General features: G+C 52.1%; 17 protein-coding genes and 1 tRNA gene. 16 read left to right on the forward strand and 2 right to left on the reverse strand.

The window, feature by feature from the left end; genetic code table 11:
• Window positions 1–200: 200 nt before the first annotated feature.
• The 10 genes from KQI79_RS01115 (at window position 201) to KQI79_RS01160 (ending at window position 15,430) form a co-directional block, all read left to right on the forward strand.
• On the forward strand, window positions 201–1,664 hold the full coding sequence (locus KQI79_RS01115; RefSeq protein ID WP_216536376.1) for an extracellular solute-binding protein: 1,464 nt from the start codon (window positions 201–203) through the stop codon (window positions 1,662–1,664).
• Between the two features lie 43 nt (window positions 1,665–1,707).
• On the forward strand, window positions 1,708–4,758 hold the full coding sequence (locus KQI79_RS01120; protein WP_216536377.1) for an alpha-mannosidase: 3,051 nt from the start codon (window positions 1,708–1,710) through the stop codon (window positions 4,756–4,758).
• Window positions 4,755–6,935: a hypothetical protein gene (locus KQI79_RS01125; protein ID WP_216536378.1), complete on the forward strand. Its 2,181-nt coding sequence runs from the start codon at window positions 4,755–4,757 to the stop codon at window positions 6,933–6,935. The genes KQI79_RS01120 and KQI79_RS01125 overlap by 4 nt, the downstream gene beginning before the upstream one ends.
• A gap of 70 nt (window positions 6,936–7,005) precedes the next feature.
• A complete protein-coding gene (locus KQI79_RS01130; RefSeq protein WP_216536379.1) occupies window positions 7,006–9,009 on the forward strand; it encodes a glutaminase family protein in 2,004 nt (667 codons plus the stop codon).
• Between the two features lie 150 nt (window positions 9,010–9,159).
• Window positions 9,160–9,236 (forward strand) — tRNA-Pro (locus KQI79_RS01135).
• A gap of 123 nt (window positions 9,237–9,359) precedes the next feature.
• Window positions 9,360–10,523, forward strand: coding sequence for an ROK family transcriptional regulator (locus KQI79_RS01140; RefSeq protein ID WP_216536380.1), 1,164 nt, complete (start codon window positions 9,360–9,362; stop codon window positions 10,521–10,523).
• A 263-nt stretch (window positions 10,524–10,786) separates the two neighbouring features.
• Entirely contained in the window at window positions 10,787–11,521 is a 735-nt protein-coding gene (locus KQI79_RS01145; RefSeq protein ID WP_216536381.1) for a glucosamine-6-phosphate deaminase, read from the forward strand.
• 39 nt (window positions 11,522–11,560) lie between these two features.
• Window positions 11,561–12,535 carry an ROK family glucokinase gene (locus tag KQI79_RS01150; RefSeq protein ID WP_367398122.1) on the forward strand — a complete coding sequence of 325 codons (975 nt, stop codon included), beginning with the start codon at window positions 11,561–11,563 and terminating at the stop codon, window positions 12,533–12,535.
• A 74-nt stretch (window positions 12,536–12,609) separates the two neighbouring features.
• Entirely contained in the window at window positions 12,610–13,980 is a 1,371-nt protein-coding gene (locus KQI79_RS01155) for a glycoside-pentoside-hexuronide (GPH):cation symporter (protein ID WP_216536382.1), read from the forward strand.
• 19 nt (window positions 13,981–13,999) lie between these two features.
• Window positions 14,000–15,430, forward strand: a complete 1,431-nt coding sequence (locus KQI79_RS01160) for a M81 family metallopeptidase (protein ID WP_216536383.1) — start codon at window positions 14,000–14,002, stop codon at window positions 15,428–15,430.
• Window positions 15,431–15,458: 28 nt separating this feature from the next.
• Here KQI79_RS01160 and KQI79_RS01165 read toward each other — a convergent pair whose 3' ends face one another.
• The gene (locus KQI79_RS01165; protein WP_216536384.1) at window positions 15,459–15,608 is read right to left on the reverse strand and encodes a hypothetical protein; all 150 of its coding nucleotides are present in this window, start codon (window positions 15,606–15,608) and stop codon (window positions 15,459–15,461) included.
• Between the two features lie 238 nt (window positions 15,609–15,846).
• On the opposite strand from KQI79_RS01165, the gene KQI79_RS01170 reads away from it, so the two are divergent.
• From KQI79_RS01170 to KQI79_RS01180, 3 genes are read left to right on the forward strand one after another with little or no spacing between them, the layout of a single operon-like run.
• On the forward strand, window positions 15,847–16,797 hold the full coding sequence (locus tag KQI79_RS01170; RefSeq protein WP_216536385.1) for an iron-hydroxamate ABC transporter substrate-binding protein: 951 nt from the start codon (window positions 15,847–15,849) through the stop codon (window positions 16,795–16,797).
• A gap of 7 nt (window positions 16,798–16,804) precedes the next feature.
• Window positions 16,805–17,815: a FecCD family ABC transporter permease gene (locus KQI79_RS01175; protein ID WP_216536386.1), complete on the forward strand. Its 1,011-nt coding sequence runs from the start codon at window positions 16,805–16,807 to the stop codon at window positions 17,813–17,815.
• Complete coding sequence (locus KQI79_RS01180; RefSeq protein WP_216536387.1) at window positions 17,812–18,819, forward strand: FecCD family ABC transporter permease; 1,008 nt, start codon at window positions 17,812–17,814, stop codon at window positions 18,817–18,819. Before KQI79_RS01175 ends, KQI79_RS01180 begins: the two co-directional genes overlap by 4 nt.
• Here KQI79_RS01180 and KQI79_RS27935 read toward each other — a convergent pair.
• On the reverse strand, window positions 18,789–18,917 hold the full coding sequence (locus KQI79_RS27935; protein WP_301287766.1) for a hypothetical protein: 129 nt from the start codon (window positions 18,915–18,917) through the stop codon (window positions 18,789–18,791). The two genes, KQI79_RS01180 and KQI79_RS27935, sit on opposite strands and share 31 nt — an antisense overlap.
• 326 nt (window positions 18,918–19,243) lie before the next feature.
• Between KQI79_RS27935 and KQI79_RS01185 the strand changes: the two genes are divergently transcribed.
• The 3 genes from KQI79_RS01185 to KQI79_RS01195 are packed head-to-tail and all read left to right on the forward strand — an operon-like array spanning window position 19,244 to window position 21,503.
• Complete coding sequence (locus tag KQI79_RS01185; protein WP_216536388.1) at window positions 19,244–20,101, forward strand: carbon-nitrogen hydrolase family protein; 858 nt, start codon at window positions 19,244–19,246, stop codon at window positions 20,099–20,101.
• Window positions 20,102–20,132: 31 nt separating this feature from the next.
• Entirely contained in the window at window positions 20,133–20,798 is a 666-nt protein-coding gene (locus KQI79_RS01190) for a GNAT family N-acetyltransferase (RefSeq protein ID WP_216536389.1), read from the forward strand.
• 33 nt (window positions 20,799–20,831) lie between these two features.
• Window positions 20,832–21,503: a GNAT family N-acetyltransferase gene (locus tag KQI79_RS01195; RefSeq protein ID WP_216536513.1), complete on the forward strand. Its 672-nt coding sequence runs from the start codon at window positions 20,832–20,834 to the stop codon at window positions 21,501–21,503.
• The last annotated feature ends 68 nt before the right edge of the window (window positions 21,504–21,571 follow it).

Below are 21,571 nucleotides of genomic sequence, written 5' to 3' on the forward strand. Positions count from 1 at the left end.
TTCATGAAAATCACCCAATTCATTAGAAATAAAAAAAGCCTTCTCGGCGATTATTGGGGTGATTTTGAAAAGTCAAGAGGAATGTTTGTTCGCACCCCATGTTTGGGGGTGAAACAATAGAAGACCCTAGCTAGGAAGCTAGAGTCTGCAACGGAATGTGAATTCCGAGAAGCTTAATTTAAAGATTGGAGGGGCAAAAAATGCTGATGAACTCGAAAGGAACAGTGATCGCGGCGATCCTTGCGCTTATGCTGACGATCGGGATGACGGCATGCTCGTCGGGAAATGCGGAGAATACGGGCGCAGCAGAGGGCGATACCCAAACCGCTGAAAAGGAACCGTCCGGTTCGAAGGAGAACGGGAACGTAACCATTACCGTCTTAAACGAAGGCGCCGTTGGCATTGGCGTCGGCATCGTGACCGAATTGCTGGACAAAAAGAAGACCTCGCTCCTTGAGGACGAAACGTTGCAGCCCAAACCGGCAGAAGAAGATTTCAACTACACGCCGGGCGGCGACGTGAATCCGAACGTATTTGGATATTTGTATCAATCGATCATCAACGATAAATTGGCAAGCAATCATATTACATTGAAAACGGAAGATTGGGGTTGGGGAGAACAGCTGATCCAGAAGCAAACGGCAGGATTCCTCGCGCAGAATATTCCCGATATTATCGTCGGCGAAACGCAAATGCCCGGTTTTGCCCAACAAGGGCTGCTTGAGCCGTTCCCGGAAGATATGGAGCAATACATAAGGGAACATATCGCGCCGGCCGCCTGGAAGCCGATGGAGTACGACGGGAAAATATACGGCTTTGCTTCCCAGCCGGGAGTAAACAGTTTGTTCTGGAATAAGAAGCTGTTGAGGGATGCCGGATTAGATCCGGATAAAGCGCCCGCGACTTGGGAAGAGCTGGCAGACAACTTGAGCAAAATTACGGCGGTCGGAAACGGCAAATTTTTCGGCGGCGGCGTATACGCCGGTCCCAATGCGGGAGGATACTTGCGTTATGGCACATTGCTGATTGTCAATGGCGGCGGTTTCGCGGACGGGCAAGGAAATCCGACTTTCAACAGCGACGCCAACGTGGAGACGGTAACGTTTTTGAGAGAACTGAACGGCTTCCATCCTGCCGGTTTAATGGCCAACACGAATGAAGGCACTTATTTTGACGCATTTAAAAAGGGGCAAATCGCTTATTTAATCGACGGACCTTGGCGCGCCATTGAAAGTTCCGCTATCGGAATCGAGTACGGCATGTCTCCGATCCCGCTGTCTTCGGACGGTAAGGCCGGCAACATTACGATCGGCGCCGCCTTCCATTCGGTTCCGAAAGATGCGAAGAACAAAGAAGCTGCTTTTGAATATATTCGAGCCATGTACAGCGAAGAAATTCAACAGCTTATTGCGGATACCGGAGTGCGGTCGCCGGTATTGAATAAGATCGCCGAATCGAACGATTATCAAACCAAACATCCGGAGATGTACCAGCATTATCTGGCCATGGCGGGGAATGTGCAGGGCCTTCCGACGTTCGCGAAGGAAAACTCCAAAGTATGGCAAATTTTTGGCGATGCGGTGACCAAATCAATTATGACGAAAGGGGATATCAAAACGATATTGGACGACGCACAAAAAAGAGCGGAAGCTGCAACGAAATAATATCCTTCAATGAGGATAATCAAGAGAGATGGAGTGAAAACAAATGCCGTATGAAACGACTCCGGTCATCATGAACAAGGTGAAGCATACATTGTCGAAACTGCAAATGGCTATCTATCAACCGGTATCATCGTTATCTGTAACGGCATGGGTAACCAAAGAACCGGTTCCTTATGCGGAAAGGGAAAGCGGCACAAAAATACAATTGAGACCGGGGGATCAATGGGGAGAATTATGGGACTGCGCCTGGTTTCATTTCGAAGGCGTTGTGCCCCGTTCGCTAAACGGCCGCAAAGTCGTGCTATTGATCGACGTGAACGGCGAGCTATGTTTGGTGGATGGCGAGGGGACGCCTCGTCAAGGATTAACGAACATCAATTCCGAGTTCGATGATAGCCTCGGTCTTCCCGGCAAGAGAGTGGTGGATGTCAGTCCGTCTGCCGAAGGCGGAGAAATCATCGATTTGTGGGGCGATGCCGGGTGTAACGATTTGTTTGGCAAATACCGCAGCGGGACGTTAAAGGAAGCCGAGATCGCCGTTTGTCATGAAGAGATCCGTAAATTGTACTACGATTTTGAAGTGTTGGCGGAGTTGGCTGAGCAATTGCCTGACACAAGCGCCAGAAAAGCTCAAATCTATCAAAGCTTGTACGAAGCGTCGAATCTATTGCCCGTCCTCGACGCCGACCATGCATTTCGCGCAAGCGCTAGAATAGCCGGAGAATTGGCCAAGCGAGGCGGAGACCCTGCGATTACGGTAAGCGCCATCGGGCATGCGCATCTCGATCTTGCCTGGTTGTGGCCAATCCGTGAAACGATCCGCAAGGGGGCGCGGACGTTCTCGACCGTGCTGCGCAATATGGAGAAATACCCGGATTATGTGTTCGGCGCCAGTCAGCCGCAGCTTTATCAATGGATCAAGGAACGCTATCCGAAGCTGTACGACAAGGTGAAGAAACGTATCCTGGAAGGCCGGTGGGAAGTTCAAGGCGCGATGTGGGTCGAACCGGATACGAATATTTCCGGAGGCGAAGCGCTTGTACGGCAAATTTTATACGGGAAACGGTTCTTTCAACAAGAGTTCGGCAAGGACGCGAAGGTGCTGTGGATGCCGGATGTATTCGGATACGCGGGAAGTCTGCCCCAGATCCTCAAAAAGTCGGGCATTGATTATATGATGACCCAGAAGTTGTCCTGGAGCGTGTATAATACGCATCCGCATCACAGCTTTCTATGGGAAGGAATAGACGGGACTCGCATCTTGACGCATCTTCCGCCGGAGGATACGTACAACAGCCCTGCCGCGCCGAGATCGTTAGCGAAGATCGAACGCAACTATTTGGACAAAAACGTGTCGGATCATGCGCTCATGCTGTTCGGAATCGGCGACGGAGGAGGCGGGCCGGGTGAGGAGCATCTGGAACGGTTGGCACGGGAGAAAAATTTGGCCGGTCTTCCGCCTGTCGTACAGGAGCACTCCCTCTCCTTCTTCCTGCGGTTGGAGAAAGATGTGCCGCGGTTCCGGACGTTCAAAGGGGAATTATACCTGGAAAAACATCAGGGGACGCTAACTTCGCAAAGCCGCAACAAGCGGTATAACCGTAAATTGGAGAAGAGTTTGCGAGAATTGGAGTTTGCCGCATCGCTTTTATGGGTTCTCGGCGGCGCTCCGTATCCGGGCGCAAAACTCGAGCAAATATGGAAAGAGGTGCTGCTGTACCAATTCCACGATATTTTGCCCGGTTCCTCTATTGGAAGAGTGTACGATGAATCGTTGGAACGATATGAGACGCTGTTGCGGCAGGTTCGTTCCATGTCGGAAGAAGCGTACGGGCGCGTTGCCGGGTTGGCGGGCTGGGCCAAAGAGCCGGTTTTGTTCAATTCATTGCCGTGGGAACGCAAGGAGTGGGTGAAATGGGAAGGCGCATGGCATTTCGTCTGCGTGCCTGCGATGGGATACCGGACACTTAAAGATGCGGTTCGGAAACACGCGATAAACGGCCTGAAGTCGGAAGGGCAAGTTCTTGAAAATAACCGTTTGTTTGTACGTTTCGACGAAGACGGCAGCATTGTTTCCGTATACGACAAGTCGTCCGGGCGGGAAACGATACGGAAAGGGTCCAAAGCCAACGTCTTTACGATTTACTATGACGACGGAGACGCTTGGGATTTTCCGCGCGATTACCGCGAGACGGTCGCGGGAACGATGAAGCTGGAGAGGAGCGCGTCGTATATCGATGGCCCTAAGGCCATCGTCGAACAGAAGTACCGCTATGGGGAATCTGCCCTTTCCCTGCGTACTATATTGACCGCGGATTCTTCTGTCATAGAGTTCGCCGTAGAAGCGGACTGGAGAGAATCGGGCAAGATGTTGAGGGTGTCTTTCCCGACCTCCGTCTATAGCGATCAAGCCAATTGCGAGATTCAATTCGGCTATTTGAAACGTCCGACGACGCGCAATACTGCGATCGAGTTTGCGAAGGATGAAATTTGCGCCCATCACTATATCGACCTGTCGCAACCGGATTACGGAGTGGCGCTGCTCAATGATTGCAAATACGGACATAGCGCGCTTAACAACGTTTTGGACTTGAACCTGCTCAGGAGTCCGTCGTATCCCGACCCGGCCGCGGACCGTGCGGCGCATCAGTTTGCCTATGCGTTGTATCCGCATGCAGGCGACTTTATTCAAGCGAGCGTTTATCGCAAAGGATACGAATTCAACATCCCCCTTGCCGTAGCGGAAGCATCGCAAGCGGATACGGCGAAGCAAGAACCGGTTCAGTTGGTTCAAATCGATCATCCGCATATTATGGTGGAATCGGTAAAGAAGGCGGAGGACAGCGATCATATCATTGTTCGCCTGTATGAAACAGCCGGGTCTAGTGCGCGCGGAACGATATCCTTCGGTCTGGAATGCCTCTCGATCGAGGAAGCGGATTTGATGGAAAAACCGGTCGCCGTTCTTCAGGACAACGGTTCGCGAGCGGAATTGCAATTTACTCCCTTTGAAATCAAGACGATTCGGGCGCGATTTCGTCATGCGCCGGGGAACTCTACTATGGACCTGATTGAAGGAGGGGAGAAGACATGAAGAACAGATGCCGGGAAGAAGAGCGCACCGGGTTTCAGGAAGGGGGCGCTTACGGAGAAACATACGATCTGCAGACGGATTTCGTCATGGTTTATGGAATCAATGAGTCGATGCCGAAGCGAATCGGGCAATGGAGAGAACAAGGGTATCGAGTGCATCTTATGACCGGAGTATCCTGGGGAGGATATCAGGATTACTTGAACGGGGAATTTGACGGCCGCCCGCATTGGGATGAAGCGCAATGCTACAAGGGTGGGGAACATATCATACACGGAACGTCGGCCGATATCCCGTATATGGTGCCGACAATCGCATTCTCCGATTATTTATTCCATCGCATTCGTCCCGCTGTGGACGAGGGGGTCGACGCGATCCATTTGGAGGAGCCGGAATTTTGGGTGGAAGGCGGATATTCGGAGGCGTTCAAGCGGGAATGGCAACATTACTATAACGAGCCTTGGATTGCGCCTCACGAATCGGAGGATGCGCAGTACCGCGCTTCAAAGCTGAAAGCCTACCTGTACGCCCGATGTCTCGACCGGCTTTGTTCCGCGCTCAAGGAGTATTCGATGGTCCGGTACAACCGGCCGCTCCGATTTTACGTACCGACGCATAGCTTGATCAATTATACGCAGTGGCGCATTGTCAGCCCGGAATCGAAACTGCTTGATCTGCCGTCGATCAACGGCTATATCGCTCAAATATGGACCGGCACGTCCCGTACTGCGAATGTTTACGAGGGGCGCAAAGCGGAAAGAACGTTCGAAACGGCGTTTTTGGAATACGGCATGATGCAGGAACTGGTGCGGGGAACCGACCGCCGCATGTGGTTTTTGCACGATCCGATCGAAGACGATCCGAAACGAAATTGGAAGGATTATGAGGAAAATTATTTGAAGACGCTGACGGCGTCGCTGCTGCATCCGGAAGTGTCCCATTATGAAGTCGCTCCTTGGCCGAGGCGCATTTTCGAAGGGCAATACCCTCGCGAAGACGGAAACGGCAAAGAGGGGATACCGGCACATTATGCGACCGTATTGTTAACGATTATGCATTCGCTGGGCGGCATGGACCAGCCGGATGTTCAAATTTGCGGAAACGAAACCCAGATAGGCGTGTTGCTAGCCGATTCGGCGATGTATCAGCGCATGCGTCCGGGCGTGGAGACTGCCGGTTTTATGCTGAAATACGATGGTACGAACGAAGTGGAAATAACGGACGAATACGCGTTGGAATTGCTTCATTTCTCGCATTTTTACGGACTGACGCTGCCGCTTGTGAAGCATGGATTGCATGTTCGGCCGGTACAGCTCGATAATGTAAGAAGGTTCCCCGGCTATTTGGATGGTTATCGATTGTTAATTGTAAGCTACGAATTTATGAAACCGGAATATCCGGACCTGCACAATGCGCTGGCGCAATGGGTGAGAGACGGCGGCGCGCTGCTCTATGTCGGGGATGACAGCGATCCGTACCATAAGGTCAAAGAATGGTGGAATCGCGGAAAACGAATGTACCGGACTCCCAGAGAGCATCTGTTTGAATGTTTGGGTTTGGATCTCCAGGCGCAGGAAGGCGTGACGCGCGTCGGGAACGGGTTGGTTCGCTATATGCGTATTAGTCCGGACCGATTAACCTTGAGCGCCGAGGGGGCGCAGAGGCTTCGCGATGCGGTTCGAGAGGCGATGGACAATTTGAACGACCCGGCCATCCGTTGGATTCCTTCGAATTATTTCATGATACGCCGAGGCCCGTATGTCATCGCATCGGTGATGAACGAGTCCGTCCATGACCATCCGCTGGAATTGACCGGTTGTTTTGTCGATCTATTCGATCCTCGTTTGCCGATTGTTCGCCGCGTTGCCATCCAACCGGGAAAGCAGGCTTTGTTGTATGACATGGAATTTGACAAAGCGGAGAGAAGCGGGGTGATCGCCGCATCTTCCAGAATCGATAACTTTACGGAAGATTCGCGGTCGATCTCCTTTACGGCAAGAGGTCCCCGATCGGTGCTTGCTGCGGCGAGAATTCATTGTCCTGCCAAACCGTCGAGGGTTGCGATGACTGTCGGCGGGGACGATACGACGCTTCCTTTCGAATGGGACGAAATGACGCAAACGGTGCTGATTCGCTATGAAAATCGCGCCCAACATGTGCGTATCGCGATCGATAAATGAGAAGCGATCTGAGGAAGTCAATATTTTGATATTACATTGTCCCTGATCAAGGGAGAGGAGGAGAAGACAGATGAGGACTGCTATACGCCCGCCTGCGGTGCCTTTAGTGACGGTTGATCCGTATTTCAGCGTTTGGTCGATGGCGGATCGATTGAGTGACGATTTCACAAGACATTGGACCGGCAAAAGGAATGCAATGACGGGATTGATTCTCATTGACGGCGCGCCATGGAGATTTGCCGGTTGCGTAGAGCCGAACGCCGAAAACTATTACACCGAACCGAAACCGATGACGCAAACCGAATTTCAATTGACGCCCCTTACCAGCACGTATTGGTTTGAAGAGTCGGGAATCCGTTTAAAGGTAAGTTTCACGACTCCGTTGCTAATGGATGAGTTGGAACTTTTATCAAGACCTGCATCTTATGTAAGTTTTTCCGTTCGTTCGATTGACGACAAGCCCCATCGCGTTCAAATTTACTATGATGTCACCGGAGAGTGGTGCGTGAATTCCAGCGACCAAAGAGTGGTTTGGCGGCGGGATGAAGTGGGCGGATTGGTTATGCTGCAGATGAGCCATGAGGAACAAGATTGCTTACACCGTTCGGGTGACGATGTAAGAATGGATTGGGGCCAGTTTTATTTGGCTGTGAACAACGCTGCCGATATGCAAACGTATATCGATTCGGCAGATATTAGGAAACAATTTGTGAGAAATGGACAAATTTCGCAATCCGGCGGGATGGCGATGCCCCAAGCGGTTCGGGATCATAACGTGGTGATGGCCTTCACTTGGGATTGCGGGGAAGTAAGGGCCGATGAGGTTTCGAATGTCATCGTACTGGCCTATGACGACGTATATGCGATTGAATATTTCGGCGAGAAGCTTCAGGCGTATTGGAAAAAAAGCGGGATGTCGGCTTTCGAGATGATTGCGGCCGCGTTCGCGGAGTATTCCGGCATTATGGCGCGTTGCGAAGCTTTCGATCGACAGCTGCGGCAGGATGGGATTCGCGCGGGGGGAGAGAAGTACGCCGAACTTCTGGCCCTTGCGTACCGGCAGGCGATCGCGGCTCACAAACTGGTAACGGATCGGGACGGAAAGCTCTTATTTATGTCCAAAGAATGCTTCAGCAATGGCTGCATTGCCACGGTTGATGTGAGCTACCCTTCCATTCCTTTATTCTTGCTGTATAATCCCGAGCTAGTGAAAGGGATGATGAGACCTATCTTTCAATATGCGCAAAGCGAGGCATGGCCGTTCGAGTTTGCCCCGCATGATGTCGGACAATATCCGCTTGCCAATGGGCAAGTATATTCGGGAAATGCCAGAGAAGGGCAAATGCCGGTCGAGGAATGCGGGAATATGCTGGTCATGGCGGCGGCGGTCTGTTTGGCGGAGAAGCGGGCGGATTTTGCGAAAGAGAATTGGGAGCTTTTATCCGGCTGGGCCGATTATTTGCTTGAGTACGGTTTGGATCCTGAGAATCAGTTATGTACGGACGATTTTGCCGGCCATTTGGCCAGAAACGCCAATTTGTCGATCAAGGCGATCATGGGTGTCGCGAGCTGCTCTCTCCTTTATGGTCTGATGGGCCATCCCGCTGAAGCGGAACGCTATCGAATGGCTGCGAAAGAGATGGCGATCAAGTGGGAACATATGGCGAGCGAACGGGATCATTATAAGCTTGCTTTCGGACAGGAGGAAACTTGGAGCTTAAAGTATAATTTAATATGGGACATCATCTTCGAAACCGGTATTTTCAACGAAAGAATTGCGCAGCAAGAAGTCGCCTGGTACTTAACGAAGCAGAATAAATACGGAGTGCCTTTGGACAGCAGGGAGACTTATACGAAAGCCGACTGGTTGGTATGGGCCGCAACGTTGGCATCCGACCAAGAGCAATTCGCCCGATTGATCGAACCGTTGTGGGATGCGTTGAACGAAACGGCGGACCGCGTTCCTTTTACGGATTGGTATGATACGAAAACAGCAAGGCAAATGAATTTTCAGCATCGCAGCGTGGTAGGCGGGATTTTTATGAAACTTTTGAAGGAGAAGCGGGTTCGATAACGTTATGAATCGTGCATAATTTTGTTGATATTGTCGATGCATATCGCCGTCCGGACCGGTTCCGGGCGGCTGGAAGCATTTTTCAGTTGACATCGTCGCCCAGGTTTGCGATAATAAGATCGTTGTCCTTAATGAGTTGCATTCATAGATCGGGACGTAGCTCAGCTTGGTAGAGCGCTTGGTTCGGGACCAAGAGGTCGCAGGTTCAAGTCCTGTCGTTCCGACCATCATACATCAAAGCATCGTGGCTTTCGGGTCGCGATTTTTTTGTGTCTATTGCGTCTATAATAATTAAACTGAATTGAATAACCAATATTAGTAAGATAAAGCAGGAAGAGAGGAGCGTCGGAATGTCGTTTAATTTAAAATATGATCAAGGGCGCATACGGAAGTATCACTATTTTATGTTGCTAAGCTTAATTCAAAAACATAAGCAAATATCCAGAACGCAATTGGCCGAAATCACGAAGATGAGCAATACAAGCGTCGGCAAAATCATCAAAGAACTGATGAACGACGGGCTGGTCATCGAGGTCGGGCAAACGGAGGGGGAGGTCGGCAGAAGAGCCGCCCTGTTGGAACTCAACCCGGCGGGAACGTATATTGTCGGGGTTGAAATGGACTGGAACGCGATCCATATCGGGATCGTTACATTGACCGGCGAAGTGATGGAAAAGAAATATTTGGACTTTCATGCGAAGCAAGAGGCGGAAGCCGTGTTGGAACGAATTGCGCAAGAAATTTCCGGGTTGATCGGGAAGGCCGGCTCGGAAATCGCCGACAAAATTATAGCCGTCGGAGTCAGCATGCCCGGGCTCATCTCATGGCCTGGCGGCGAAGCGCTCATGGTGCCGCAATTTCATTGGGAAAATGTGCCGATTAAAGCCTACCTGGAACAAAAACTGGATTATGTCGTTTACGTGGACAATCATGTTCGGACGGTGCTGTTATCGGAAAGCCTGTTCGGCAATATGACGGAATTCAGGGATTCCGTCTGCATCTATGTCGGCAGCGGCGTCGGAGGCGCGGTCATGATCAACGGCGAAATGCTGCGCGGCTATCGCAATACGCTTGGCGAAATCGGGCATATTACGATGGAGCCGGACGGGGCGATGTGCGATTGCGGGAGACTCGGTTGCTTGCAAACGTTCGTCTGTTCCTCCGAGATTGAAAAACAAGCCCAGAAAAGCATGAAGGAAGTCATTGCCGCCTACGAACGTAAGGAAGACTGGGCCGTAAGATTGATCGACCGGGCGCGCGAATATCTCGGTCTGGCGATTTCGAACGCAATTTGCATGTACAATCCGCGGGGTGTCTTGCTTGCAGGCCCTATGATGGAAGAGTTCCCTGCGCTAGGGGATCATATTCAAGCGATCACGAATAAATACGTTTGGGCCCCTTTGCGAAATTCGTTTCACATTATCCGCCCAAGCATCGGGAAAGATAGCGGAGTCATCGGCGCAAGCGCGCTCGTATTAGACGAGTTTCTACGATTTTCCAACGATGATATTTAAGAGACAACCCTTCCGACCTGCGCCTGCTTCACTGCTGCAATGCGCCGAGGCGGCAAGGGTTTTTTTGATGCATGGCACTTTATTCCTTTTCTAAAAACCTGTTGCATCGTATCAAGAAGGGTGCTATAATCCCAATTACTAAACTAAGTTTAACAATAAAGCGTAACGAGCAGAGGAAATCACGTAATTTCATGAAATTATTTCTGTTTTTCATTTAAATATATAATCTTAGTTTAGTAAAAAGGCGAAAAAGGAGATTGAACATGAAAATTATTCGAACCAAAGATTACGAAGAAATGTCGCAAAAAGCTTTCGAAGTGATTGCCGGCACGTTTCGAAAGAACGCAAACGCAGTCGTGAACACGACGACCGGAGCAAGCTACGATCGCGTATTCGAACTATGGGTGGAAGCGATTAATCGCGGAGAATTATCGGTGGAAAACTCGGTTGTCATGAATCTGGACGAATATATTGCGGACAGAAACAAGCCGTTTACCGTGTATACGTATATGCAGAAAAAGTTTTACGGCTTGATCCGGTCCCGGCCGAAAATCGTCGAATTGTTGGACGGAAGCGTGAAGGATCTCCAATCCGAGATTGACCGGTATAACGCCGTATTAAACAAGTACCCGCGCGACTTGCAAATTGTGGGGCTTGGAGTCAACGGCCACTTGGGCGCTAACGAGCCCGGCGCTTCTTTTCAATCCCGTTTGTTCTGCGCGGACAGCCATGAATCCACGATCCGAAGCACGATGGGGTATTGCGGTTTAACCCGGGAGGAAGCGCCTACGCAAATGCTGACATTGGGGCTCGCGGACATTATGGAAGCGAAGGAAGTTCTGCTGGTCGCTTCAGGCGAAAGAAAGGCCGAGGCCGTCAAGGCGACGATCGAGGGACCGATCTCCGAGGAATGCCCGGCTTCGATCTTGCGGGCGCATCCGAACGCGACGTTTATTATTGACGAAGCGGCGGCTTCCTTATTAGAGAAGAAAGAATAGACGGGCCGTATGACTCTAGTTGGATAGTGGGTGGCATCTGTGGATGAGACAATGATCGGCATCGATATAGGAGGAACAACCGTCAAAATCGGGTTATTGACGAAGGAAGGGGATATTGCTCAGAAATGGGAAATCCCCACCAACCGGGAAAACCTGGGCAAGCACATTGTGGACGATATTTGGCGTTCCGTGTCCTCCAAGCTGACCGAATTGCATATCGCGAAGGACAAGCTGATCGGAATCGGAGTCGGCGCGCCGGGATTTACCGATAAAAACACGGGCGTTGTTCATGAAGCGGTCAATGTAGGTTGGAAAGACTATGATTTGGCAGCGCAGTTGCAAGAACGGTCGGGGTTGCCGGTCTTCGTCGAGAACGACGCCAATATGGTTGCGTTGGGCGAGAATTGGAAGGGCGGCGGCAACCGCGCCAAAGACCTGATCGCCATTACGCTTGGCACGGGAGTCGGCAGCGGCATTATCGCGAACGGCGAAATATTGAGCGGCACGAACGGAACGGCCGGCGAAATCGGCCACATCATTGCGGATCCGAACGGCTATCCGTGCAACTGCGGCCGGACGGGCTGCCTGGATACGGTTGCTTCCGCCACGGGCATTGTGCGCCAAGCGATGGAGCAAATGAAAGATGATCCGAACGGCGCTTTAGCCGCCTTATATAACAACAAGGGGACGATTGACGCGAAAGACGTGTTCGATGCGGCAAGGCAAGGCGATCCGGGATGCGAGCGCGTGATTCGGCGAATCGCCGATCTGCTCGGATTCGTATTGGCAGGCGCGGCCGCCGTCATTAACCCGTCGATCATTGTGATCGGCGGAGGCGTATCGCAAGCCGGGGATCAACTGCTTCGGCCGGTGATCGATTCGTTTCGAACGTATTCCTTGCCGCGAATCAGCCGAGCGTGCGAAATCAACATCGCCCGATTGGGCAACGATGCGGGAATGATAGGCGCGGCGTATCTGGTCATGCAACAAACGCAAAAAGGAATGTACAGGTAAAACTTGTACATTTCCCAGCGGGGAAATGGAAGCGTTTAACGAACTTCCTATACGTGAAAAGGAGTGAAAGTCCGATGAATCAAGTTGCTGTCAATGAAGGGCCCGGGTTGGAGAAAAGTTCGCAAAGGCTAAGTCTGCGGGAAAAAATAAGTTACGGTTACGGCGATATCGCATCCAATTTTGTGTGGGGCATGGTGAACAGCTATCTACTGTTTTTTTATACCGATGTGTTTGGAATCGCTGCCGTTGCCGTCGGTACGTTATTTCTCATTACGCGGATTTTCGATGCGCTTAACGATCCGATCATGGGAATGATCGTCGACAAAACGAAAAGCAAGCACGGCAAAGCCCGTCCGTATTTGCTTCATGTGGCGGTGCCGTTCGGAATATTAAGCGTCATTACCTTTATTACGCCCGACCTGTCGCATAGCGGCAAACTGGTCTACGCCTATATTACTTACGGGCTGCTCGGAATCATCTATACAGCGATCAATATTCCTTACGGCGCGCTGATGCCGATGATGTCAAGGGACTCCAAAGAAAAGGGCGAACTGAACAGTTACCGGGCGATCGGACGTTCCATCGGAGCGATTATGGTCGCGTCGCTTACCTTGCCTTTGGTCAATTTGTTGGGCGGCGGCAATCAGCAGCTCGGTTTTCCGCTTGTTATGGCCGTTTACTCGGTGATCGGAATCAGTTTGTTTTGGCTGACGTTCAAGAACTGTAAGGAAAGAGTCCAGGCACGCGCCAACGCGGACAGGGATACCAATATTCGGCAATCGTTCGTGCAAATGTTGAAAAATAAATACTGGGTTCTGACATCCGTGAACTCGTTTCTATGGTTTGTCAGACTGGGAATTATGAACGGCGTACTCATTTATTATGTCAATTATGTGCTTGAACAGCCTAACATGGTGCCTTTCTATCTTACCTTGTTGAATATCGCCAATCTGGTCGGAGGTTTCTTCGCTTTATCGATCCTGCGCAAATACAGCAGCCGCAATTCGAGCATGCTGATGTATATCATTGCCATCGCGCTTCTCGCTGCGCTTTTTCTGGTCGAAGGGAAATCCACCGTCATGTTCGCCGCACTGTTCTTTATTGCTAATATTATGATAGGGTATGGAGACCCCGCCAATTTAACGATGCTCGGCGATACGATCGATTATCAGGAATGGAAGTTCGGGACCCGTCCGGAAGGGTTGCTCGTTTCGAGTTACAGCTTCTCCACCAAATTCGGCGTCGCGCTAGGTTCGAGTTTCCTCGCTTACGCGCTAGGCTGGGCCGGGTACGATCCTTCCGCTATTACGGGACAGGTGCAATCGTTAATCCGTAACATGATGCTGGGGCTGCCGATCATCATTACCGTTCTTCAAGTAGGGGTATTATTTTTCTACAATTTGGACAAGCATCATGGCGAGATCGTGAAAGACTTGAATCACTAAACGAATGGGGGAAACATCAATGAAAATCGTTGTCGGCTGCTTATATCACGAAACCAATACATTCAATCCGTTCTTAACGACGACCGACGATTTCGTCGTGGTCGAAGGAGAGAAAGCCGCAGAACGTCTCGCCAGCACGGCGGTGTTCCGGGAGCATGGGGCGGAGGTGGTGCCGACTATTTACGCTACCGCATTGTCGTCCGGCGTCGTGAAACAAGAAACGTACCGGTATTTTGCCGATAAAATCGCGGCCATATTGCGGCAGCATCCCGATATCGACGGAATTTGGCTGCATCTGCACGGCGCGATGGTCGTGGAAGGGATCGGATCCGGCGAGCTTGCCTTGTTGAAGGAAATACGGGAATGCGTAGGCGAAGAGATTCCGATTTCCATCACCCTCGATATTCACGGCAATATCGCGAAAGATTTCTATAAGTACGTGAACATCGTTCGTTCCTATCGGACGGTGCCGCATGTCGATCAGTCGGAAGTGGAAAGAATGACGGGCCGGTTTTTGCTGGACTGCATCAACCGTAAGGCGCGGATCAGACCTTCGTTCACCCGCTTGCCGATGATTATTCCCGGCGAGAAGGCTCTCGGCGCGAGCGAGCCGCTCCGCTCGATCTTTCAGAAGCTGGCGGAGATCGAACAAAGGGAAGGGATACTCACTGCCTCGTTTTTCATTTGCCATGCCTGGAGCGATTCGGAGAATACGGCGTCTTCCGTCTTTGTGATCCCGGAATCCGAACAATATGAAGAAGCAGCGGAGCAAGCGCTGAAGGAACTGGCGGATTATATATACGCCAGACGCCATGAATTCGAGTTCGACGCAATCGTGCTCGAGCCGGACGAAGCGGTGGAGAGAGCGCTTCGCGAACCGGCCAAGCCTGTGTTTATTTCCGATTCGGGGGACAACACGACGGCCGGCGCGCCGGGGATGAGCACATCGATGCTGCGGCTGTTCGCCGCGAAAGATTTGGGCGGGAAAAAAGCGGTTATTGCGGCGATTTACGATCAGGAAGCGTACCGGAAGCTGCAATCCCATCAAGTCGGGGATGCCGTATCCGTTCCAATCGGCACCGGTCACGACGAGCACAGCGCTCCGGTTTTGTTGGAAGGAACGTTGAAATGCAAAGGGGATCTCCTCGGCTATTTGAATGCGACCGACGATAAAGTGGGAGAGGTTTGCACCGTTTCCGCAGGAGATCTTGACGTCGTTGTCGCCAACCGCGGCGATTCGTTTATTACCGTCAACCATTTTACGCGTGCGGGCCTGAATATGGACGAATACGACGTGATCGTAGTGAAACAGGGGTACCTGTTCAGCGAATTAAGCGCCATTTCCAAACTCGATATTCTTGCGATGACGCCGGGCGCTACGTATCAACGGATCGAGAACATCGATTATAAGCATATCCCGAGACCGCTCTTCCCGATGGATATGAATTAACAAACAACTTGAAATGAGACTTCTTACCTTATGGCCCTATCGTAAGAAGTCTCATTTTTGTTGATTTTATGACGATTTCACGGTTCCGCTGCCTGAACAAGCCCTCTGTAAAAAGCGGAATAAAGCCCCGCCGGGCCTCCTCGATGATCGTGACATCGAATAGCTGCTCTTGATCCATTCCCGTTTCACTCCCTGGCTATGAATGCACAATTGATTATCATTCTCAATGAGAGAATTCAACTTTTCCGTCGGCTAAGCAACAAAAATAATGGTTGACAACTGAAATAAAAGCAATTATCTTAAATTGTGAAACGAAAATGATAATCATTATCAATTATGCGCCGAAATCGGGCGCGATCCCCGGACCGGCAAGCCGATGTGCGTCACTTAAAACTTAATCAAAGGAGAAGAAACCAATGGCTTATAAATACATTCCAGTTCTGCTCATATTTGTACTGTTGCTCAGCGCTTGCGGCGGCGGGGCCGCCGGGGAGAAGCCTTCCCCGGCCGGAGGGGAGTCCGCTTCGGAAACCGCCACGGAAAGCGCTTCGGGAACGACGATTACCTATCAATCGGAGAACGGACCGATTGACGTTCCCGCCAACCCGCAGCGCGTCGCCGTATTGTCGTCGTTCGCGGGCAACGTCATGGCTCTCGGCGTCCCTCTTGTCGGCGTCGATTCCTGGTCGACAATGAATCCCCGTTTTCAAGAACAATTGCGGCAAGTCGAAGAAGTGTCCGATGAAAATTTGGAAAAATTGATTGAATTGGAACCCGATCTGATCATCGGCCTTTCCAACATCAAAAACGTGGACAAATTAAAGCAAATCGCGCCTACGGTGACGTTCACGTACGGGAAGGTCGACTATTTAACGCAGCATATCGAACTCGGCAAGCTGTTGAACAAAGAAAAGGAAGCGAGAGCTTGGGTCGACGATTTCAAACGCCGCGCCGGACAGGCGGGCGAAGACATTAAAGCGAAGATCGGGGCGGACGCAACCGTTTCCGTCATTGAAAACTTCGACAAGCAGCTTTACGTGTACGGCGACAACTGGGGCCGCGGTACGGAAATTTTGTATCAGGAAATGAAGCTGAACATGCCGGACAAGGTGAAAGAAACGGCGTTGAAAAACGGCTATTACGCATTGTCGTTGGAGGTGCTGCCGGAGTTTGCCGGAGACTATATCATACTAAGCAAAAATAAGGACACGGACAATTCCTTTCAGGAAACCGACACGTATCGCAACATTCCTGCCGTGAAAGCGAACCGGGTGTTTGAAGCGGATGCGAAGGAGTTTTATTTCAACGATCCGTTGACGCTGGACTATCAGCTTGATTTCTTTATCCAACATTTTCTGGAAAGATGAGAGACCGATGACAACAATGAATCGAAAAACGATCCCATTTCTATATAAATTGACGGCGGGATTCATCTTATTGCTCATCATGTTCGCGGCGGCGATGGTGTTTGGAGCAGCAGACACGACGCTCCAAGACGTCTGGCAGGCGCTGACCGGCCAGGGGGAAGGCGGCAAGCTATCGCTCATTCGGGAAATCCGTCTGCCGCGGGAAATTGCGGCCATGTTCGTCGGCGCGGCTCTGGCCGTTTCCGGCGCCATCATGCAAGGCATGACGAGAAACCCGCTTGCCGATCCGGGGCTGCTCGGATTGACCGCCGGCGCCAACGCCGGCCTGGCCGTTACGCTCGCTTTGCTGCCGTCGGCGAATTATTTCTATGTCATGATCGCATGTTTTATCGGCGCCGCCGCCGGGGCTTTGATGGTATTCGGCATCGGCGCGCTGCGCAGAGGCGGCTTCTCCCCGCTGCGCATCGTTCTGGCCGGCGCCGCCGTCTCCGCGTTTCTGTATGCGATTGCGGAGGGGATCGGCATCTATTTCAAAATATCGAAAGACGTCTCGATGTGGACGGCCGGAGGCGCGATCGGCACTTCATGGAGCCAACTGCAGGTCATCGTTCCTTTGATTGCGGCGGGCATCGTCATTTCGCTGCTTCTCTCCAGACAATTGACCGTTTTAAGCTTGAACGAGGAAGTGGCCGTCGGGCTGGGGCAGAAAACAACCGCGATCAAAACCGTTCTGTTCCTGGTCATCATTCTGCTCGCCGGCGCTTCCGTCGCTTTGGTCGGGAATTTGACCTTCATCGGGTTAATGATTCCCCATATCGTTCGCGCCGCGGTCGGCAACGATTACCGTTTTGTCTTGCCGATGTCCGCCGTTACGGGAGCTTTGTTCATGTTGCTCGCCGATACGCTCGGACGCACCGTCAACGCGCCCTATGAAACGCCGGTGGCAGCGATCGTCGCGGCGGTCGGCTTGCCTTTCTTTCTCTTTATCGTTCATAAAGGGGGGAAGGCATTCTCATGATTAGGCAATCATTAATCATGAAACAGCGAATATTGCTGTTTGCGTTGCTTGCGCTCTTAGGGATCACGATCGTCGTCGGCATGGGGCTGGGCTATTCTTCGCTGTCTTACGACAGGCTCGTCCCCACCCTGCTTGGCCAAGGCACGTTCAAGGAAGAATTCGTTTTATTCTCCGTCCGCTTGCCGCGCATGCTCGTGACGATGCTGGCAGGGATGGCGCTGGCGTTGTCGGGCGCGATAATGCAAGGCATTACGCGGAACGATTTGGCCGATCCGGGCATTCTCGGGATTAACGCGGGCGCGGGGGCGGCCATCGCGGTGTTCTTCCTGTTCTTCCCGGTCAATGTCGGCTCGTTTGTATACTTGCTGCCGCTCGTCGCTTTTGCCGGCGCGCTGCTAACCGCATTTGTGATCTATATATTCGCCTATCATCGGCAAAACGGCTTGCAGCCCGTCAGATTAGTGCTGATCGGGGTCGGATTTTCGATGGCGCTCTCCGGGCTAATGATCGTGTTGATCTCATCCGCAGAACGGTCCAAAGTCGATTTTATCGCCAGATGGCTGGCGGGTACGGTCTGGGGCACGGACTGGCCCGTTATTGGGGCCATGATGCCTTGGCTGCTTGCGCTCGTTCCGTTCGCCATGTACAAGGCGAATCGGTTGAATTTGCTCGGACTAAGCGAGCCCGTTGCGATCGGCGTCGGCGTATCGGTCGAGAAGGAACGGGCCGTCCTGCTGGTCGCTGCCGTCGCCCTCGCCGCTTCCGCCGTTTCGGTGACGGGAGGAATCGCCTTCATCGGGCTGATGGCGCCGCATATCGCCAAAGCGCTGGTCGGGCCCCGCAATCAACTGTTTCTGCCGATCGCGATCCTTATCGGCGGATGGCTATTATTGCTCGCGGATACGATCGGACGGCAAATCGCCGAACCGGACGGCATTCCGGCAGGCATTATGGTGGCGTTCATCGGCGCTCCTTATTTTATGTTTCTATTATTGAAAAAATAGAGAAGAGGCTGACGCTCAGCTGTTTCCGGCTGCAGCGCCGGCCTTTTTGCAACGGCCTCGTCGCTTCCCGCATCGGTATCAATGATCAATTTTCGCATCGAATCGCCTCCATATTTATTTTTGACTTTAGCATAGGGGCTCTTCTATACTAAGTACAGGTTAAATGACCAAAACCGATTCGAGGATCCGGATGTGAACAATTCGCTGCGGCAATTGCGCTCCGCTCAGGAGCGCGAACCGCTCGTTGAAGGAATGCGTTGACGACGGGTTGTTCGCTTATGAAAATAAAACGTTCCATATCCCGAATATGGAGAAGTTTCAGGAATACGCGCAAGCTTTTATCCATTTGATACAATATCGAAGCTAGGCAAGAGGCGGTTGGTCGAACCGCTTTTTCCCGCTTAGGAAAGGGAGGGCTTTATTCATGAAAATGAGAGTGGCCGCAGTCCAATACCATCTTCGTACGATCCGTTCTTTCGAGGAGTTCGCGGCGCAATCGGAGCATTACGTGAAAACGGCCGAAGAGTTCGGCGCGGAATTCGTGCTGTTTCCGGAGTTTTTCACGACCCAGCTCATGTCGATCGGGAACGGCCAAGGGCAAGCGCTGACGATTAACGACTTGCCGGATTTTACGGAGCGGTACCGCGAATTGTTCGTTGCATTGGCGAAGCGGACGAAGATGCATATTATCGGCGGCACCCATGTCACCCGGCAAGGCGACCGCTTGTACAATACCGCTCATTTATTTTATCCGGACGGAACCGTGGGGGAGCAGGCCAAGCTGCATATTACGCCTACCGAAGTTCAAGAGTGGAACATGACGCCGGGCGAAGGGTTGCAAGTGTTCGAGACGGAAAAAGGGACGATCGCGATGCTGACTTGCTATGATATCGAATTTCCGGAAATTGTGCGGATGGCCAAGGCCAAAGGGGCGGACGTCATCTTCTGCCCGTCGTGCACCGACGATCGCCACGGCTTTTACCGGGTTCGCTATACGAGCCATGCGCGGGCGGTGGAGAATCAGGTGTACGTCGTGACGACCGGGACGGTCGGATCGCTGCCGACGGTCGACTTTATGCGCGCCAATTACGGCCAAGCCGCGGTCATCTCGCCGAACGACATTCCGTTCCCGCCGCGCGGCATTCTCGTAGAAGGGGAGATCAACGACGATATGATCGTCACCGCCGACCTCGATCTGGAACTGCTGTATGAAGTGCGCGAGCGCGGTTCCGTCACGACATGGCGCGACCGCCGGACCGACTTGTATCCGGACTGGAACTAAGGCAAAGCAAGGACAAGGGAGCGTGTAACCGATGTATCGTAAGGAATTATACGTTTTCGATCAAGATCGTCCCGTCCCGGCGGTTATTCGGCGATACCGCGAAGAAGATTTTGCCGATTTGATTCGAATCCAGCAGGAAAGCTTTCCCCCTCCTTTTCCGCCCGAATTGTGGTGGAACGAGGAACAACTGCATAACCATGTCTCGCTGTTCCCGGAAGGAGCCCTTTGCGTGGAAGCGAACGGGGAAATTGCGGGATCGATGACAGGCTTGCTCGTTCGTTTCGACCCGGAACGCCCCGGCCATCGTTGGGAGGACATGACCGACGGCGGATATATCCGCAACCATGATCCGGAAGGGGATACGTTGTATGTGGTGGATATATGCGTCCGCCCTTCCTTCCGCAAGCTCGGCTTGGGCAAATGGCTCATGTTCTCGATGTACGAAACCGTCGTTCGTCTCGGCGCCAGGCGGCTGCTCGGCGGAGGAAGAATGCCGGGCTATCGCAAGTTTGCGGCGGAAATGACGGCCGAACGGTATGTCGAAGCGGTGGTCAAAGGGGAGTTGAAAGATCCGGTCATTACGTTCTTGCTCCGCTGCGGACGTACGCCCGTAAGCGTCGCGGCGAATTATTTGGAAGACGAACAATCTTGCCATTACGGCGTGTTGATGGAATGGAGAAATCCGTTTCTCGCATAGGAACGAAAGAAGGAGAGTTGAACGATGTCGAAGATGGAATACCGCCGTATTACGAATATTGCCGATCCGATGTTTGCCAAGATGCATCGCATGATGCAGGAGGTGTTTCCGCCCGAGGAAGTGCTGGAATACGATCTGTGGAAGGAGCCCTTGGAGGATCCCGGCATTCGCGTATTTGTCGCCGTTGACGAAGGGAATGTCGTCGGTGCGACGGAATATCGCTATTATGAAGATTTTAATATAGCCATGACCGATTTTACGATGATCGGCAAGCCGGGGCTTGGAATCGGCCGTTTCCTATGGCGCAACAGGCAAGAAGATTTGCAAGCGCTCGCTGCGGCGAACGGACGGCAATTGTTCGGCATGTTCGCCGAAATATACGACCCTTACCGGGCGGAGGAGCACCATTTCGGCGGCGTCAAGCCGATGGATCCGTATGTTCGCCGTGAAGTGCTGTCCCATCTCGGGTATAAGCGCCTCGATGTTCCGTATGTGCATCCGTCCTGGAACAATGACGGGGAGGCCGTCGAAGGGCTCGACCTTTGCTTTATGCCGACAGACGACAATGTAAGCGAACTGCCGGCTGAGCTCGTCGTCCGATTCTTGCGGCGTTATTATTCCGTCTTGCCGAACAAGCCGGCTGCATGGCTGGCGATGGTCGAATCGTTGGAAGCGAGAGATAAGGTGGCGCTGCTGCCGATCTGAATAGGAAAAACCCGTTCATCGCATGCGATGCAACGGGTTTTTTATCAATCGAGTAACGCGAACCGCTT

This window comes from Paenibacillus sp. MSJ-34, assembly GCF_018918005.1.
In the GTDB taxonomy this organism is placed as follows: domain Bacteria; phylum Bacillota; class Bacilli; order Paenibacillales; family Paenibacillaceae; genus MSJ-34.

Coding starts and splice junctions, on each gene's coding strand:
- KQI79_RS01115 (WP_216536376.1), top strand. CDS start 201: ATGCTGATGAACTCGAAAGGAACAGTGATCGCGGCGATCCTTGCGCTT.
- KQI79_RS01120 (WP_216536377.1), top strand. CDS start 1,708: ATGCCGTATGAAACGACTCCGGTCATCATGAACAAGGTGAAGCATACA.
- KQI79_RS01125 (WP_216536378.1), top strand. CDS start 4,755: ATGAAGAACAGATGCCGGGAAGAAGAGCGCACCGGGTTTCAGGAAGGG.
- KQI79_RS01130 (WP_216536379.1), top strand. CDS start 7,006: ATGAGGACTGCTATACGCCCGCCTGCGGTGCCTTTAGTGACGGTTGAT.
- KQI79_RS01140 (WP_216536380.1), top strand. CDS start 9,360: ATGTCGTTTAATTTAAAATATGATCAAGGGCGCATACGGAAGTATCAC.
- KQI79_RS01145 (WP_216536381.1), top strand. CDS start 10,787: ATGAAAATTATTCGAACCAAAGATTACGAAGAAATGTCGCAAAAAGCT.
- KQI79_RS01155 (WP_216536382.1), top strand. CDS start 12,610: ATGAATCAAGTTGCTGTCAATGAAGGGCCCGGGTTGGAGAAAAGTTCG.
- KQI79_RS01160 (WP_216536383.1), top strand. CDS start 14,000: ATGAAAATCGTTGTCGGCTGCTTATATCACGAAACCAATACATTCAAT.
- KQI79_RS01165 (WP_216536384.1), bottom strand. CDS start 15,608: ATGGATCAAGAGCAGCTATTCGATGTCACGATCATCGAGGAGGCCCGG.
- KQI79_RS01170 (WP_216536385.1), top strand. CDS start 15,847: ATGGCTTATAAATACATTCCAGTTCTGCTCATATTTGTACTGTTGCTC.
- KQI79_RS01175 (WP_216536386.1), top strand. CDS start 16,805: ATGACAACAATGAATCGAAAAACGATCCCATTTCTATATAAATTGACG.
- KQI79_RS01180 (WP_216536387.1), top strand. CDS start 17,812: ATGATTAGGCAATCATTAATCATGAAACAGCGAATATTGCTGTTTGCG.
- KQI79_RS27935 (WP_301287766.1), bottom strand. CDS start 18,917: ATGCGAAAATTGATCATTGATACCGATGCGGGAAGCGACGAGGCCGTT.
- KQI79_RS01185 (WP_216536388.1), top strand. CDS start 19,244: ATGAAAATGAGAGTGGCCGCAGTCCAATACCATCTTCGTACGATCCGT.
- KQI79_RS01190 (WP_216536389.1), top strand. CDS start 20,133: ATGTATCGTAAGGAATTATACGTTTTCGATCAAGATCGTCCCGTCCCG.
- KQI79_RS01195 (WP_216536513.1), top strand. CDS start 20,832: ATGGAATACCGCCGTATTACGAATATTGCCGATCCGATGTTTGCCAAG.